The sequence below is a fragment of the Legionella moravica DSM 19234 genome, assembly GCF_000423305.1.
In the GTDB taxonomy this organism is placed as follows: domain Bacteria; phylum Pseudomonadota; class Gammaproteobacteria; order Legionellales; family Legionellaceae; genus Legionella; species Legionella moravica.
Map to the genome: position 1 here is coordinate 1 of NZ_AUHS01000041.1, position 16,900 is coordinate 16,900.

The following is a 16,900-nucleotide window of genomic DNA, read 5'->3' on the forward strand; positions in this document are numbered from 1 at the left end:
CGTTCAGGATGACGTGTACATTCTGGATGACGAATGCATTCTGGATGACGAATAAAAACCGTCATCCCGAGTGAAGCGAGGGATCTCCTGAATGTGGCTGGAAACAGAGCTTAAAATTATACGACATTAAAGCATGCTACGTTTCAGGTTATTTCCTCTGATATTATATTTATCCCCTAATAATCATAATCAGGGTAAATAGTCCACACCAAAAAGGAACATTTTATGCAAAACCAATCGTATATGTACTTTGTAGCAAATGCTTATAACACTGTTTTATATGTTGGTGTCACCAATAATCTGATACGTCGTATTTATGAGCATAAAAATAAATTGATAAAAGGTTTTACCCAAAAATACAATGTAGATCGGCTTGTCTATTATGAAATTTTCGACACAATTGTTTTAGCTATTGAACGTGAGAAACAGATAAAAGGTTGGTCACGAAACAAAAAGAATGATCTTGTTAATTCATTCAATTCTAATTGGAACGATTTATACCAATCGATACTTTAAAAATTACGCCACCGCGTGGAGATCCCTCGCTATGCTCGGGATGACGAGTAATCCTTTGAGTGCAGGTTAAGCGAAAAAGCCCGAGAAAAAGCGCAGCATACATCAAGTATGTGAACATTTTTCTCGGGCTTTTTCGCTTAAGATGTGCCCAATATGACCGTCTTAGGGATCAACCGATATTGGAGAGCCCAGCTACAGGCCTGATCCAGGGTTTTAATTTAGCCAACTCAGGAGGTAATTGATTAGTCGTACGTTGAGCCAATGTTCTACTGTCATATTCACCATAAGTCAGTATATACCAGCTGCCTTTTGCATTTTTAAAATGCCTTATCTTTGTATTGGCAAACAATTTATTATTTGCTCTAAAGCGATGAATATCACTTTCATTATGACTTGCTACTAATTGAATGGTATAAAGGTTATTGCCAGTTTGTTGAACTTCTGGTTTGCTCGCCAGTGTTGCAGGTTCAGGCTTTTTGAACTCAACCAGTTTTGACTCTTGTACAGCAGCTACCTGTGCAACAGGAAGTTGTGTTTCTATCAATTCTTTTCTTGCTTTTACAGTAGGAATAACAACAACCTTATCGACTAATGCTACAGTATTCAATTCCTGTTCACCCTCTTCCAAATCATCCAGAATCTGCTTTTTAGGAAGAGCATAATGCATCAATTGACGTGTTGAAGAATCCTGCCATGAGGCGATATAACTGATGGGTGTTTCAATCCGGGCGACTTTAATTTCACGCACTACTGATGATATTGACGGCAAGGTTGTTAATTGCGCCATCTGTGGAAATCGCTCCTCACTAGAGATGCCACTAAAATAAACATAAGATAGTCCCGCTACTGCAACAGCACCTAAAGCCATACCGGTACGCTTTAAAATAGCTATCTTGTTAGTGTCTTTTTGAGTTGAGCACTTATGAATGAAGGATTCAAGATTGGAGTTAATTTTTGCCAAACTGCCTTTTGTTAACTGATAAAACTGTTTAAATTGCACATCAGTAAGCGGTTTGTTAATTAAACGACCCGCCATTGCACGCTGCAACATATAGGTTCTTGTCTCACTCTCATTCAATGGACCCAATTCAATGGTATGAATTAAATTATTATATTGATCGACCGCTAATTGATTAAGCGCAGCGACCAATGAGTAATCAGAAACCAGACAAAGATGAAAAAAGCCAAAATCTTCCTGGCTTTTAATCGCGTTCATTGCCTCTTTGATAAAAGACTCTGGCAAATTTTGCGCATCATCGATAATGAGCAAAACATGAGCCTTGCGTTCATTAATTTGGGTTACTATAGACGCAAAACTGGTCTCTGAACTTGCATTTAAATGCAATTGCGCGGCAATATCACTGATGATTTCTTGTTCATTGCATGGAGGCTTTATCGACATAAAAACAGGTTTTATCTGTTGATCCAGATTTTGCTGTAATAAAGAACTGAAGGATGTTTTTCCACCCTCTTTCTCGGAAAGTAAAGTAATCAAAACATTGTTAAAAAGAACCAAATGATTAATGAAATCGATCTTGGCTAACCATGATCCGGGTTTAAACAGCATTCTAGGTTGATTTCCAGCACCAGTATCAGGCTGAATTTTTCCATCTATCATTTTTATTCTCCTTCTACAGCATTCATAAGCGTATTATGCAAACAGTTAGCAGTTACTTTATCATCAAGATAACAATAACCAGGCTCTTTAATCACTACAAATCGTAAACAGTTGTTTTTAATTTTTTTATCAAGACTCATTAAATCCGTTAATTGTTTCAAATCAATTGATTTAGGTATTTTGTGAGGTAAATGAGCATATTCCAGCATCTGTTCAACCAATTCAACTACTTTTGCATCCAGCAATCCCATATTGCAGGATAAAACGGAGGCGCAATACAACCCTATTGCTACAGCTTCGCCATGTAGCCACCTTTGATACTGTGTGTAAGCCTCAAGTGCATGGGCAAAAGTATGGCCAAGATTTAGAAGCGCGCGTTGGCCTGATTCCCTCTCATCTCCAGCAACAATCTCAGCCTTGATTTTACAACAATGAGCAATCAAGTCAGGAAGTTCTGAACTGTTTTGAGTTAACCCGGATTTCAAGGCATCCAAAAGACGGTATAACAAATCACCACCTACCAACAATGAATATTTTATCATTTCCGCCAAACCCGAACGAAACTCTCTGTCCGGCAAAGTTTCAAGGGTATTTAAATCGATTAATACAGCATTAGGCTGATAAAAGCTGCCTATCAAATTTTTACCAAGTGAATGGTTAATGGCTGTTTTACCCCCAACTGAAGCATCAATCTGCGCTAACAATGTAGTAGGAATTTGAGTAAAGGGTACGCCTCGCTGATACGTTGAGGCTGCAAAACCTGCGACATCACCAATTACACCACCACCAAGAGCAACGACTGTCGTGTCTCTATGATGCTTGTTTCGAATTAATGCGTCATAAATGGTAAATAAGCTCTGTTGGTTTTTAAACTCTTCACCGTCTTTTAAAATAACCGCATCGCATTGACTTGATGCAAAAGCAGATTGTATGAGCGGCAAATAAAGTGGAGCAATGGTATCATTAGTGACTATCAGTACCTGTTGTGAAGGAATCCAATGCCGCAATAATGAAGCGTCATTAAGACCCTTGCGACAAATTATGATAGGGTACTGATATCCTGGCAAACAGACATCAACCTGAGTATAAGCCTCAAACTTCGCCATAGATATATTTTATAATGTTATTCGCTACAGCCTTCACCGTTAATTTATCAGTTTCAAAGCTCACATCAGCTAACTCATCATAAAATGGCTCGCGTTCGTCTCTTAAGGACTCTAATCTGCCTTCCAGATCTTCAGTTTGCAATAAAGGGCGCTTGGTATCACGCTTGGTTCGTTCAAATTGTTGTTGCAAAGACGTTTTTAAGTAGATTACGGTGCCGCGACCAGCCAGAGCATTCCTGTTTTCCGGAGTGATGACGACTCCACCACCAGTTGCTAATACTATGTTGGTTTTTTGAGTTAACTCATCAATAACTTTCTGCTCTCGACGTCTGAATCCTTCCTCCCCTTCAATATCAAAAATCCATGATATATCGGCACCAGCACGCTCTTCAATGACCTCATCCGAATCAAAGAATTCTAATTTGAGCTCCTTTGCCAAAGCACGGCCTATTGTGCTTTTTCCAGCACCCATGGGGCCAATGAGAAAAATATTTCGTACTTTAACTATGCTCATTTTTTCTTACATACCTCATTAACTGTTGTGTCATAATTAACAAATCCATTATAACAACAAATTAGATACACGTCTTAGTTGATTTTATGATATTAAACAAATTCCATAGGCCATTTTCAATAAAACAGCATCTGAAATGCCTTAAATTTAGCGCATATTCTTTTTGAATATGGTGTTACACATACTGACTACGAATTTATGTGATCTATTCTACAACGAATAGATACTAAAATCCTCTATAATTATAGTTTATCAGATCTATAGACTTCATTGAGATTATTTATAGACCTCTTTTTCACGTCCTTGAATCGTTGTAATCGATAAGGAATTCGTTATTATCCTCGGAGTAATGAAAATGAGCAACTCCTCATTATCCAATTTTATCTGTTTGTTACTGAATAAGATGCCTACAACGGGAAGCTCACCCAGAAAAGGGATTCGTTTAATTGCTTTATTTTTATCTTGCTTATAGATACCACCAAGCACAATCGTCTGCCCGTTATTCACCAAAACATTGGTCTGTATCTGTTTTGTCAGAATAATAGGAACTCCAAGCACTCGCTCACCTGAATCAGCATCCTGATTAATCTGCAAATCCATTAGGATTTTATTATCTGGTGTAATTTGTGGGGTAACTTTCAAACTCAACACCGCTTTTTTAAATGCCACTGCGGTTGCTCCACTAGAAGTTGATTCCTGATAAGGTATTTCTTTACCTGATTCAATAACCGCTGCCTGTTGATTGGTAGTAATAACGCTGGGGCTTGATATCAGTTCTGCTTGCCCTTGGCTCTCCAACGCAGATAACTCCAAATCCAATAAGATGTTGTCTCCCAATTTTGCCAATGCAATACCTACAGATGCAGGTATGGCATTACTCGGAGCAGCAACCAAATCCAGGTTTAAACGCTGGGCTATTGGCACGTTTGCCGGGTTAGCTATACCCTGAGGCAATTGCAACTGATTTGCCCCCTGTAATGTACCGCTTAAATGAGTCGGTTTGGAAACCCCCCATCGAATACCAAGGTCTTGACTGAAATTTTTATTTACCTCAACAATTCTAGCTTCAATTTGAACCTGTTTAACAGCGACATCCAATTGTTTGATTAACTCCCTGACCTCTTCAATTTTAAGACCGGTGTCCTGAATCCAAAGAGTATTGGTCCTGGCATCAACACTGATTTTACCTCTGGGAGATAAAAGTGAGTTTGTTTTGTCTTTAATCAATATTGCAATGTCTGAAGCTTTTGCATAATTAATTTGAATCAAATCAGATCGAATCGGTTCAAGCTTCTCGATAGTCTGTTGGCTTTTAAGCTCATCCTCTTCCATTTTATCCAAGGACGCCTTGGTATCTATCAACATGACATTACCGGTTTTACGCTTATCCAATCCCTGAGTGGTCAATATAATATCCAAAGCCTGATCCCAGGGGGTATCATTCAAGCGAAGGGTAATATCCCCCTGGACTTTATCGCTCACCACCATATTAATCCCAGTAAAATCAGCCAGTAACTGCAGAACGGCACGAATATTGATGTTCTGGAAATTCAGGGAAATCCGCTTACCAGTAAACACTTGCTTTTTAAGCTTTGCCTGCTGAACTTCTTCCGCAGTCAAAGGGAAGATATCAACCATGAATTGCTTGTTCACCTGATACACAAAATGTCCATAGTCCCCTTTGTTCAGAATGGTCATACGAACATTTTTACCGTCCTGTTGCATCGTAATCACCTGAGCCGGGCTATGAAAGTCAGCAACATCAAATCGTTTCATCAAATTAGTGGGGATTTTGGTATTAATAAAATTAACAACCACTTCCTTCCCAACCTGAGTTACGTCAATTGGAATACTGGCGTCGGAAACGTCTATAAGCACTCGTCCGCCCTGCTTTTCTATACCGCGAAAATCAATGTGATTGATTTGATGCTTTGCATTCACAACCTGATTGGTGATGAATATCTCTTTATTGTTCTGATATATTTCATTACTCTTACCGTTTAAAACCAGGCTATAAATATTCCCGGCAGAACTACCGGAATAAGAAACGGTACGTTGCAGATCCAATATTGCTCTTACTCTATCTGCCACAGCAACAACAGTGTAGGATTTTAAAGATCCCAACTCCACTTTTTTCATCTTCTGATCGGAAGGTAGTTGCATATCAGTCTTAATAAAATCGAGTACTATCCGCGCTGGTTTCTGCGTAATGAAACTTGCAGGAAGCTGCTTTAGGGGATGAGTAAATTGAAAATCGATACGTACCCTATCTTCGGGTAATGGAATTAGTTTGACAGAGGTCAACGAATTTTCCTGGGAAAATGCCACACCGAAACCAGCACCTAACATAATCAAAATAGCGATAATCTTCCGCACCCTGCGCTCCTACTTGCCAGTATCCAATTTAATTGTGGTTATTTTCTTTTCCCACGACCCTGTATCTTTTACAGTTTCTTCAAGTTTAATCAATTCTTGTGTGATAATAATTATTCGGCCGTAATTTTGTCCCATATAATCCCCAACTCTGACTCGAGTTATTTGCTGATCGGGTTGTTTTATCAAGGCCCAGATAACAGAATCTCGCTCTAATATCCCGACAAATTTTAATGCATCCAGAGGATATGCTTCCAGCGGCTGTTTTAATCTCTTTTGATCAGGAGCATACAAATCGGCATTTTTCTTCAAAACTACGGGTTTAAAAGGACTGCGCCGTTGATCATTGTCAGGAAATTTAAAAACGGGCAAAGGGGCGAATTTAGGTATAGGCTCTATCGGTTTGCTAGGGCGCGATTTTATGTCATTGATGTACTTCACCAAATCACTATTATCACCCGAACAGGCGCTGAGCATCAATGATAAGGCTCCTAGTAGCACTGCATGTATCCGCTCTTTATATTTGATCATTGTGCTCGGTATCGATATATTTTAGCTGTGATGTTCATCACTAATTCATCCTCTGAAACGGTTTTACTGTCTTTAGAAGATTCCCCTTGGATAGTAAATTCATGCAAAGTCACAATTCTGTTCATTTCCGCTACGCGGCTTAAAAAAATGGCCAACTGCATGTAAGTACCCACTACTGTAATTTTAATCGGCAATTCAATATAGAAATCATGAACTACTTCAGCTTGCGGTGCAAATAACTCAAAATTTAATCCCGATGTCACACCGGTTTTAGAAATTTCCTCCAACAATCCAGGCATCTCATTCTTGGCAGGTAATTGCCTCAGCATAGTACCAAAACGTTCGTTCATAAGTTGTAATTGATTTCTGTACGCTTGCAAATTGGAGGCTTGATGCTGTTTCTTTTCAAACTCTTCCCTTAAAGTTGCCTCCTGAGTCTGCAGAGTCTCATACTGTTCAAAATTAGCTTTAACTACTAACCAATAGCCTAATGCAATGATCAAAAAACTCAGTCCGGCAATTACCCCAATTTTAACCGCCGTAGGCCATTGACCTACATTTTCCAGAGTGAGTTCGCTTATATTGACTGTATTCGTAATAGGGTTACCAGTCTAGTATTTAGATTTAAGCATAAAGCTTAATTTAAATTCATTATCTGCCGCTTGCTTGGTATCATCCATTTTCTTAATCTCGGTTAACACTGGTGATTGAATCCAGGCGTTGTTTTCTATACTTCGCATGAGTATGGAAATATTAGTATTTGATTCAGCATATCCCCATACTGTTACGATATCATTTTGTCGCTCCAGTTTGGTTACATAAATCCCGGAGGGCATCACTTTAATTAATTCATCAAATAAATGAACCGTAAGAGTTCGTGTCGATTGTAAATTCTGAACAATGGACATTCGGGAGATTAATCCCTCACGGATTTGTTTTAATGCTTTAATTTCCTTTATCTGTTCATCTAAACTGGAAATTTCCTTTTGTAGCATTTGATTCCGTGCTGTTTGATTGTTTACCAGATGAACCGCGTACGAATTAATTAAAAAGACAATGACTGCTGCACACACTATCCCTATCAGAGACATGGTTGTAAAGAGCTTCTTTTCTTGCTCTCGCTTGTGTTCACGCCATGGTAGCAGATTAATTTCAGTCATGGTTCACTCTAAATGCCTCAGTGCCAGCCCGCAAGCAACCATTAAAGCAGGAGCATCATTATTTATGGATTCCAAATTGACCATTTTTCCAAATGACATATGTGATAATGGGTTGGCCACTGTGGTGGATACGCCTAGTTGCTCTTGAATCAGAAGAGCTAATCCCGGCTGACGAGCCAAGCCCCCTGCCAACAAAATGTGATCAACAAAACCATGTTGACTGGTAGAATAAAAAAACTGTAGAGTTCGCTTAATTTGCAACAAAACCATATCTTTAAAGGGTTCAAGAACCTCAGTATCAAAATCAGGAGGCAATTTCCCTTCTTCTTTTGCAATTAACGCCTGTTCAGAAGACATATTATAATGTTCAGCTATTGCTTCGATTAACTGCATGCCACCAAATTTTTCTTCTCTTGAGAAGATCAGTTTCATCCCATGCAATACAAAAAGGTGAGTATAGTTAGCACCAATATCGATGATCGCGACTATCTTATCTTGTCCTCCGGCGGGTAATTCCGATGACAGTTGTTGAGCAGCCCGTTCTACCGCATAAGATTCAACATCGACAATTTTTGCTTCCAGGCCCGCACGAGTTACGGCCTCGACGCGGCTGTTCACATTTTCAGCCCGAGAAGCAACAATCAATACGTCCAACATTGCGGAATTTTTTGCAGAGTGCCCTAAAATCTCAAAATCAAGGTTAATTTCATCAATTGGATAGGGAATGTATTTATCGGCTTCTATGACCACCAGTTCTTCCATTTCCATATCAGTCAAGCCATCGTTAATTTGAACTATTTTACTGATCACGGCCGAGTCGGGAACGGCAAGAGCTACCTGTTTACAATTCAACCTGGCACTGCTAATCAATTTTTTTATAGTACTGGCGACGGCGTCTACATCCTTGATTACGTTACCATCAAGAGCGTTGGGGGGAACTAATTGTCGTCCATATCCCTGCACGCACAGTTCATCTCCAGAACCTGAAATTTCCAGTATTTTCACCGCTGAAGAACTGATATCAATGCCGAGAATCGAACGATGTTTAGGTTTAAACAGTTTGAGCACCAGATTTATCTCCCTGTATCTCCTTTGTAGCCCCAAAAGCGCTCTGATTTAACAACCTTTTACCGCCACGTTACTTCTTAAGATGTTAACGTATGCAGCTGGAAATTGGAATCGTTTAGAATCAGTTATTTTTTCTTTAGATTAAGTGAGTTATGTTGATCATTCATCATCATCATATTAAGCGCCACGGGAAGTCGAAATCAGATTGGTCAAAACGACCCAAGGTCTAGAACCAATATTTTTTAATCCAACTATTGAACAATAGATTTATCAGTGATAGGCTTCAAGAACAAATAATAAACACAACACAAATTAAATGACCAATTTCACCACTAACAACACGATTAATTTGTTGCCTGCCCTGGTAATTGGTCAAATTTTATCTTTATTAATCGTTATCCTCTTTGAGTCTATCGCCTGGTAGGGTTTATTTCTGCGCCTGCTGGGCGTGGATCACCTGCAGAACAAACACTCAGTTTTTAATTCATTATGAGGTACGATTATGCAATCAAAAAAAGACATGTCTGAACAGCCTATCTGGAAACGATACCTACAACTTCCCTTTGTACAAGGCCCCTTGCTAGGCGCTGGAGTAATGACCTTGGTCACCCCAGGATTAAACTGGACAAATCATGTTTTGAATGGAAAAACAATGCAATTGCGATTTGCCATGTCAGGATCATTTGAATATGCAAGTTCAGCAATCCCATCCTATGCCGTAGTCTTTGTACTTAAAAGACTGATGCAACCCGAAAGCCAGCAGGTTTCTCCTTTGTATGAATTTGCCACTTCTTTTACCGCAGGGGCATTTTCAGGATTGGCAAGCACACCCTTTGAAGGGATAGCCCAGAATAAACAACTGGCAAAACTTCCATCATCACGGGAAACACGACAGAAAATAATCGAACATAATGGTTATCGTGCCCTGTTTCAGGGAGGGGGTAGTATCATGATGAGAGAAGGACTTTGGTCTACTGTATACTTGACCGCCATACCGACACTTGCTCAATATTTTCAATCAAAAGGAATTAAAAAAGAACAGGCGGAAGGCATGGCATTGGTGTTAACTGCTGGATCCTATGGCTTTTTTAGCACACCCTTGTATCAACTGCGATTCAGAAAACAGCAGGGACTTACTGAACCTGTTACTGAAAAAAGTTATCTGCAGCATGCCAAAGCCATCTGGAATCAGCCGAGCACTGGAGGTGCAGTTCAGCGGCTTGGATTTTTCTTCAAAGGAGCAATACCTCGAACAATAACGACGACAATCGCCGGGGCATTGTTGTACAAAGGACAGGAGGTACTGCAAGAGTTGATTAAGCCCTCTAAATCTTAGCTAGTTCATAAGATAATCAGATACCCCCAGTTTTATTCTCAATGGATGTCATGCTCTCCCCCGACATCCATTTCTTTATTTATTCAGGAAAAATCACACAATATCATCAACGGATACACGCATACTGAACCCCCATGTGTTTATAGGAATTAAAAACTTGCACTGGGCCAAATCATTAAATATAGTGAACAATCAATGTGTATGGGATTACCACAAATACCTTGCTTTTTTGCATTTAAAGGGAGTTTTAAATGACAAGATCTGAAGATTTACTCTACTCATTAGCCACCGTAATTATAAGATATCATGACAAACAATCCGGTGTGAAAATTCTGATAAATGAAAGTGACGAATCTCTTGTAAGAAAACAATCGCGAATTTTAGCGAAAAGAATAATCAACGACAGTAAGACCGATTTTAAAGAACGCTTTGATTCTTTAATTACAGAGTGTCCCAAACACCACCCGGATAGACGGCCATTTCTCTCATTTATATTGAATGAACTTAGTTCTCTGAAACTCATCATTGATCATCAAAACTCATTCAGCCCGAGTCAGTTAGAGGAATATAAGCAGCAGATAATAGAAATGCTAAAGGGGTTTAAGGGGTTATTATCAACCTTCAAAGGTACAACGTCCGTAATCACCCAGCATAAAACAGCAACAAACCCGGGAGGAAAAACCTCTCTCGAGGGATTAATAGACACCAGTTATTTAAACAGCGGCCAATTATGTAACTCCGGTATTTTTTTGAAAGAAGAACTAATGGATCGGTACAATCTGGATTTGGATTCTACTGATATGGAACTTAATGAATTTGCTCAACAACTCTGTCAAGAACATCAAAATACCTTATTAGTCGCTGAGTTAACCACCCCAAAAGAAGCACTCAGTGTTTTATCAAGTACTGAACATCATGAAATTAAAGTGCAACTCGAAGAATCCAAAGAGATTGAAAAAAAATTAAAATCAACCATTTCAAAACAGCAATTAGCCCTATATTTGCTCTTTCATCAATACAGCATGCTCAAATCCAGCGAATCGCATCTAAAAAAAACCATTCAGCGGCATGAAGAAACCATTGAGTATCTGACTCAAAAGGTTGATGATTTGAAGATATTGTCGTCAAATGATGCCAGTAACCCAGTGACACCCGGATTTGGGTTTTTTGGCTTAAATTTATAATGGCTTATTGGCCTGAGGCAATTGCTGTATTTACAGTTAGTTCAGAGCGCTCAGGTGCAATGGATGACCGGATTTAATGCTAAGTCATCGGGTTTCTATTTAAGCCATTACCATGGATTTGACTATATACGTATCAAATAAGTCGTACTGCCAACAAAAAGTACGTGATAGCAGTAAAATTAACATTCTTTTTGTATTAATTTTACTTTTAATGTACTAGCAAACAAATACTTGCGCTCCAGCAAAACATTTAATATAGTGAAAAACCAAGCTGTTATTGATTTTCACATTTAGAGTATAGATTTATGTTTTAAAAGGAGTTTTAAATGATTAGATTAGAAGAGTTGCTTTATTCTTTAACAACAGTAATTATCCGCTATCACGACAATTTAATGGGAAAAAAACTCATTAATGCTAAAGATATACCCGATGCACGATTAAAATCCAGAGCTTTAGCAATAGAAATTATCCAGAATCAGGATGATCCGCTTTATTTCTCAACAAGGTTAAAAGAAATAATTACTACTTGCACTACAGGATATCCCGATCGAAGGCCATTTCTTTCCTACATTTTAAATGAGATAGTGCTAATCAAATCCTTTCTAAACAAAAGCGAAGCTTTTTCCGAAGAAGAGTTTGCTGACTATAAAAATCAAATATTCAAATTGCTTATCGATATTAAGGGCCTTTTATCCACTAAAAAAAGCGGAAGCTATGAAGTGACTCAGCATCAAACCGATATAGCTCCTGGAGGAAAAATTGCCCTATCCGGTTGTATAAATGAACGTTATGTTGGCGATTATTTTTGTAATTCAGGTATTTTTTTAAGAGAGGAAGTTTTAGAAACGCTGAATATTTCCTATGCATTCCCTGATGAACGATATGATGAATTCGCTTATCGAATCTGTTCAGAACATCAAAATGCCTTGCTAGTCCCTGAATTACTGGCAAAAAATCGGCATTTAGAAAAAGAAAATACCTGCTTAAGACAGATCAGTGACCAGAGTGCATTAAAAGAGGAAGAAATACAATCCAGTTCAGCGCAACAAAACGCCCTGATCAAACAACACGAGGAAACCATTCGACAACTTCTCGAAACGATTGAACAGCAAAAAGCACAGATTCAAGCGCAGGAAGAAAAAATAGAGGAGCAGAGCAAAATTCTTGCCGAACCACTCCAAAGGCCAAGACCACTCTTTGGTGCATTTGGCTATAGTCCTGCATTATTTGCCTTGGGAAGATTTCCAAGAGTTCTTGATAATCCGGACTCTTCAACGCCAAGCGCGCCAAATCCGGGTGTAATTGAATAGTTCGTTATTGATTCATTGGTTTTATGACAAAGCCAATGAATCACACTGTCGGTTATTGAACCATCCCATTTCTTGTAAATTTGTTCTGGATCCTTTAACCATTGATCTACAGGCAAAGAGAAACCGCTGTACTTGGGCGTTTGCAACTTATTAAACAAGTCAATTATAAAAAGACCTTAAAATAAACATTGTTACGCCCGATTTTCGAATTTTTCAACGCTCCATAACCAATATTCATTGAGAATTCCAGTCATTTTGCAACAAAACTCGCAATATGATAAAGAATCGCTGTATAATGCATGATTATTCACCTTCAAAGATAACATAATTCTATGAAAAAAATGGCATACTTCTGGCGTAAAGGTCTTTGGGCGCTGATGAGCCTGTTTTTTCTTTTATTAGTGGCTGGCAGTCTTTTATATCTTTATCTTGAAAGTCAGCTCCCTAATGTAGATTCGCTCAAAACAGTTCAATTACAAGTTCCTTTGCAGATATTCAGTAAAGAAGGCTTGTTGATTCAAGAATACGGTGAAAAAAAACGTATTCCTCTAACTTATGAAGAAATCCCGCAAACCCTGGTTCATGCCCTGATTGCAACAGAAGATCAGCGGTTTTTTGAACATCCTGGCGTTGATGTAATGGGGTTGGGACGCGCTGCAGTGCGTATGCTAAAAACCGGTACAAAATCTCAAGGTGGCAGTACCATCACCATGCAGGTAGCTCGTAATTTCTTTTTAAGCCGCAAAAAAACCTTTTTGCGTAAGTTCAATGAAATCATGCTAGCGATTAAAATCGATAGAGAACTCAGTAAAGAGAAGATTTTAGAGCTTTACCTGAACCGAATATATCTGGGTAATCGTGCCTATGGTGTAGGTGCTGCTGCCATGGTGTATTTTGGCAAGCCACTTAATGAACTGAATCTGGCAGAGCTGGCAATGATAGCCGGTCTTCCACAAGCCCCTTCGACTCAAAATCCTATCGCTAATCCTTTGGCAGCTAAAAAGCGGCGAGACCATGTATTGGAACGCTTATTGGAAGAGCACTATATTAATGAAGAGCAATACCAAAATGCGATAAACCAACCCATTACTGCAAAATACCATGGTACCAACATTGAAGTAAGCGCCCCCTATGTTGCAGAAATGATCCGTCAATCCCTATATGACAATTTTGGCCCTGATGCTTATACCAAAGGGTACAAAGTATACACTACCATTGATGGCAAACTACAAAATAAGGCCAACGAAGTTGTTGAAAAGAATTTGATTGCCTATGATCATCGGCACGGTTATCGAGGCCCGGTAGCGACTATAGGGGAAAAAGACAGCCAAACCCCCGAAATGAGACAAAAATACTTAAGGCAGTACCCTGAACTGAATACACTGGTACCTGCTGTTATTACGGAAGTCGGTGAAAAGGAAGCTACCGCGGGCCTTCTGAACGGTCAGACAATCATCATTCCATGGGAAGGCTTATCCTGGGCACGCCCTGCTCTTAAACGAGGCTGGGTAGGTAAATCACCTGTCAAGGCGCAGCAAATCGTTGCAGTTGGTGATATAGTTTATGTCCACTCAACTGAAAAGCACTGGGAACTGGCTCAAATTCCAGAAGCCGAATCCGCATTGGTTGCTCTTAATCCTAAAAATGGAGCAATAGAGGTTCTGGTTGGCGGCTTTAATTTCCAAAAGAGCAAATTCAACCGGGCAACACAATCCAGCAGACAACCAGGCTCCAGTTTCAAGCCTTTTGTTTATGCTGCAGCCTTAAATAATGGCTATAATCTGGCAACATTAATTAATGATGCCCCCATCGTTGTAGATGACCCAAGTCAGCCTAATCTCTGGCGGCCACATAATGTCAATCTTAAATTCAATGGGCCAACTCGCCTGAAACAAGCTCTGGTTCAATCTAAAAATCTGGTGTCCATCAGAATCCTTGATGATATTGGCCTAGATTATACGATTGATTTCCTGACCCGATTTGGCTTTACTAAAAAATCCCTGCCCAAAGCGCTATCATTAGCCTTAGGCAGCTTATCCATTAGCCCTATGGAGCTGACTACAGCCTATGCGGTCTTTGCCAATGGTGGTTATAAAGTAGAACCATATCTCATTGATCATATTACTGATGCAGACGGTAAAATTTTACTACAAGCCAAGCCAACAGTAGTATGTGATCCTTGCGATAAGGAACAAGTAGATACCTCCATGCTGGCACCACGTGTGATACCTGAAGACATTGCCTTTTTAATGAATTCAGCCCTCAAAGATGTCATACAACACGGTACAGCAAGGGCAGCTCGAGTACTCAATCGTCAGGATATCGCAGGTAAAACCGGAACAACCAATGATCAGGTCGATGCCTGGTTTGCAGGATTTAACTCTGATTTGGTCGTTACTACATGGGTTGGTTTTGATAATCCCAAATCCTTGCATGAATATGCCGCAAATCTCGCCCTGCCCTTGTGGATAGATTTCATGCGAGAAGCACTAAAGGGCAAACCTGAAAGTGAATTAAGACAACCCGAAAATGTAGTTGCTGTAAGAATTGATCCTGTGAGCGGTCTCCTGGCCAAGCCCAATCAGGAAAATGGCATTATCGAGTATTTCCGCGACAAGGAAGTACCTGCAGAGGAAGATCCTACTCCAGTCTATAATGCTAATAACAACAATTCTGATGAACATCTGGCTCCAGTTGAAGAAAATTTATTTTAAACCCATTCAGTTGATCTCCTGCGTAACCAGGAGATCCCTCATTGCGTTCGTGACCAAGTTCTTTTAATTTATTGTGAAACTACAATAATAAATATTTTGTTAATTTTCCCTTAATTTACTCTTAACTTTCTCTTAATGATTACCTGATATAATCTGACTCCTGTAACACCAAATTGATCAAATTGAGATCAATTAAAAAGCCATCAATATCGGGAGTGTTAAATGATCAGTAATCGTGTAATTCAAGAAATGTTAGATACAGAAAAAACATACCAAACTTCATTAGAGCAATTTAGCCAAGCTACCAAGCAACCATTTTTTGCAGAAGGCCCAGAGATCTTTCAGAAACTGGCAACTGCTACACAAAAATTTAGTGAACTATCTGAAGCTCTACACTTCAATGCTAGTGTAGAAATGACACAATCATTAAGTAACGCTGAACTGACTCAGCTTCGTGCAGAACGGATGAATCTGATTGGACAATTTTTTGCTGAATTTAAATCGTATATGTCTGTTTATGAAGAGTTTCTGAAAATTAAGTACACCTCAAATGACGCCCCTGAGCAATTACCCTTTAAACAACTGGATACATTTCTTAGAAGAATCTCTACCCTCGACTCTGCTTCATTATTAATTCAGCCGCTACAGCGTGGCCCTCGCTATGAATTACTCATAAAAGATGTATTAAAGCGAGATGACGAACTTTCACCGGAGTCCCCTAATAAATTAAGCGATGAAGCAAGAGGACAATTAGAAATTCTTTTAAACACCACAAAAGGTTATTTATCTGAAGCAGCCAAACGTGAAGCAACACCTGGCTATAAATTTGGGGATATAACCAGAAGCCTGGTACGTAAAGGAAGTGAACTTCTTTCTGCAGCAAAATCTGCCCCATCAGCACCTGAAAACACCAGCGCTCAAGCATCTGGATACAAATTTGGTGATTATACTCGTGGTTTTGTGAGTAAAGCGTATTCATTCTGGGCTCCTACACCAGTTGCAGAAATTAGCACTCCAGTGTTAGTGAGTTCCAGCTATAGTGATACACCCGCAGCTCAAATTCCATCAGCAGAACCAGCTGTTAGAACCCCACCAGCTCTTCCTCCTCGGGACATGTCTCGAGTCAGTGCGGTTAGCTTACATGATAGTGACGATGATTTTGAGAGCGACGACGAGCAAACGTTCACGTTTAAATAATCATCTTCTTTAGTGAACTGTCTAATAGATAATAAGCAGGAAGTAAATTCCTGCTTATGCTACTTATCAATAAAGGATCTCGAGACAGGCGCAGTAAGTCCTTCAGGAGATCCTTCATTGCATTCGGAATTACCTTTTTGAACTTCCCGAAGACAACAAGTGTCGTACGGGTTGAAAAAATTTTTAAATCAACTAGGCAACGTCCCTGAAGTTTGTTTAGACAAGACTTAATCTAGAAATGGGCACAGATTTTTCAATTTCACTTCGAACTGC

Annotated in this window: 14 protein-coding genes; 6 read left to right on the top strand and 8 right to left on the bottom strand. The window is 39.4% G+C overall.

All coding sequences use genetic code 11. The features are described from left to right. The first annotated feature begins 225 nt into the window (after nucleotides 1-225). Entirely contained in the window at nucleotides 226-516 is a 291-nt protein-coding gene (locus G543_RS0109760) for a GIY-YIG nuclease family protein (RefSeq protein WP_028384358.1), read from the top strand. A gap of 169 nt (nucleotides 517-685) precedes the next feature. Here G543_RS0109760 and G543_RS0109765 read toward each other — a convergent pair whose 3' ends face one another. The 8 genes from G543_RS0109765 to pilM form a co-directional block, all read right to left on the bottom strand. Next, the gene (locus G543_RS0109765; protein WP_028384359.1) at nucleotides 686-2,134 is read right to left on the bottom strand and encodes an SPOR domain-containing protein; all 1,449 of its coding nucleotides are present in this window, start codon (nucleotides 2,132-2,134) and stop codon (nucleotides 686-688) included. A 2-nt stretch (nucleotides 2,135-2,136) separates the two neighbouring features. Continuing rightward, nucleotides 2,137-3,240, bottom strand: coding sequence for a 3-dehydroquinate synthase (gene aroB, locus G543_RS0109770; protein ID WP_028384360.1), 1,104 nt, complete (start codon nucleotides 3,238-3,240; stop codon nucleotides 2,137-2,139). Next, a complete protein-coding gene (gene aroK / locus G543_RS0109775; RefSeq protein WP_018576163.1) occupies nucleotides 3,227-3,754 on the bottom strand; it encodes a shikimate kinase AroK in 528 nt (175 codons plus the stop codon). Before aroK ends, aroB begins: the two co-directional genes overlap by 14 nt. A 276-nt stretch (nucleotides 3,755-4,030) precedes the next feature. Further along, complete coding sequence (locus G543_RS0109780; RefSeq protein ID WP_028384361.1) at nucleotides 4,031-6,130, bottom strand: type IV pilus secretin PilQ; 2,100 nt, start codon at nucleotides 6,128-6,130, stop codon at nucleotides 4,031-4,033. 9 nt (nucleotides 6,131-6,139) lie between these two features. After that, nucleotides 6,140-6,658, bottom strand: coding sequence for a pilus assembly protein PilP (locus G543_RS0109785; protein WP_028384362.1), 519 nt, complete (start codon nucleotides 6,656-6,658; stop codon nucleotides 6,140-6,142). Continuing rightward, on the bottom strand, nucleotides 6,655-7,257 hold the full coding sequence (locus G543_RS0109790) for a type IV pilus inner membrane component PilO (protein ID WP_028384363.1): 603 nt from the start codon (nucleotides 7,255-7,257) through the stop codon (nucleotides 6,655-6,657). Before G543_RS0109790 ends, G543_RS0109785 begins: the two co-directional genes overlap by 4 nt. A 12-nt stretch (nucleotides 7,258-7,269) precedes the next feature. Continuing rightward, a complete protein-coding gene (locus tag G543_RS0109795) occupies nucleotides 7,270-7,818 on the bottom strand; it encodes a PilN domain-containing protein (RefSeq protein WP_028384364.1) in 549 nt (182 codons plus the stop codon). 3 nt (nucleotides 7,819-7,821) lie between these two features. Beyond that, nucleotides 7,822-8,886, bottom strand: coding sequence for a type IV pilus assembly protein PilM (gene pilM, locus G543_RS0109800; protein WP_028384365.1), 1,065 nt, complete (start codon nucleotides 8,884-8,886; stop codon nucleotides 7,822-7,824). Between the two features lie 502 nt (nucleotides 8,887-9,388). Between pilM and G543_RS0109805 the strand changes: the two genes are divergently transcribed. The 5 genes from G543_RS0109805 to G543_RS0109825 all read left to right on the top strand — a co-directional run bounded on the left by G543_RS0109805 (nucleotide 9,389) and on the right by G543_RS0109825 (nucleotide 16,627). Continuing rightward, nucleotides 9,389-10,222: an MC/SLC25 family protein gene (locus G543_RS0109805; RefSeq protein WP_028384366.1), complete on the top strand. Its 834-nt coding sequence runs from the start codon at nucleotides 9,389-9,391 to the stop codon at nucleotides 10,220-10,222. Between the two features lie 251 nt (nucleotides 10,223-10,473). After that, the gene (locus G543_RS17625) at nucleotides 10,474-11,406 is read left to right on the top strand and encodes a hypothetical protein (RefSeq protein ID WP_051190665.1); all 933 of its coding nucleotides are present in this window, start codon (nucleotides 10,474-10,476) and stop codon (nucleotides 11,404-11,406) included. 326 nt (nucleotides 11,407-11,732) lie between these two features. Continuing rightward, entirely contained in the window at nucleotides 11,733-12,716 is a 984-nt protein-coding gene (locus G543_RS17630; RefSeq protein WP_051190666.1) for a hypothetical protein, read from the top strand. Between the two features lie 332 nt (nucleotides 12,717-13,048). Further along, the gene (locus G543_RS0109820) at nucleotides 13,049-15,430 is read left to right on the top strand and encodes a penicillin-binding protein 1A (protein ID WP_028384367.1); all 2,382 of its coding nucleotides are present in this window, start codon (nucleotides 13,049-13,051) and stop codon (nucleotides 15,428-15,430) included. Nucleotides 15,431-15,652: 222 nt separating this feature from the next. Beyond that, the gene (locus tag G543_RS0109825) at nucleotides 15,653-16,627 is read left to right on the top strand and encodes a RhoGEF domain-containing protein (RefSeq protein ID WP_028384368.1); all 975 of its coding nucleotides are present in this window, start codon (nucleotides 15,653-15,655) and stop codon (nucleotides 16,625-16,627) included. Nucleotides 16,628-16,900 lie beyond the last annotated feature (273 nt).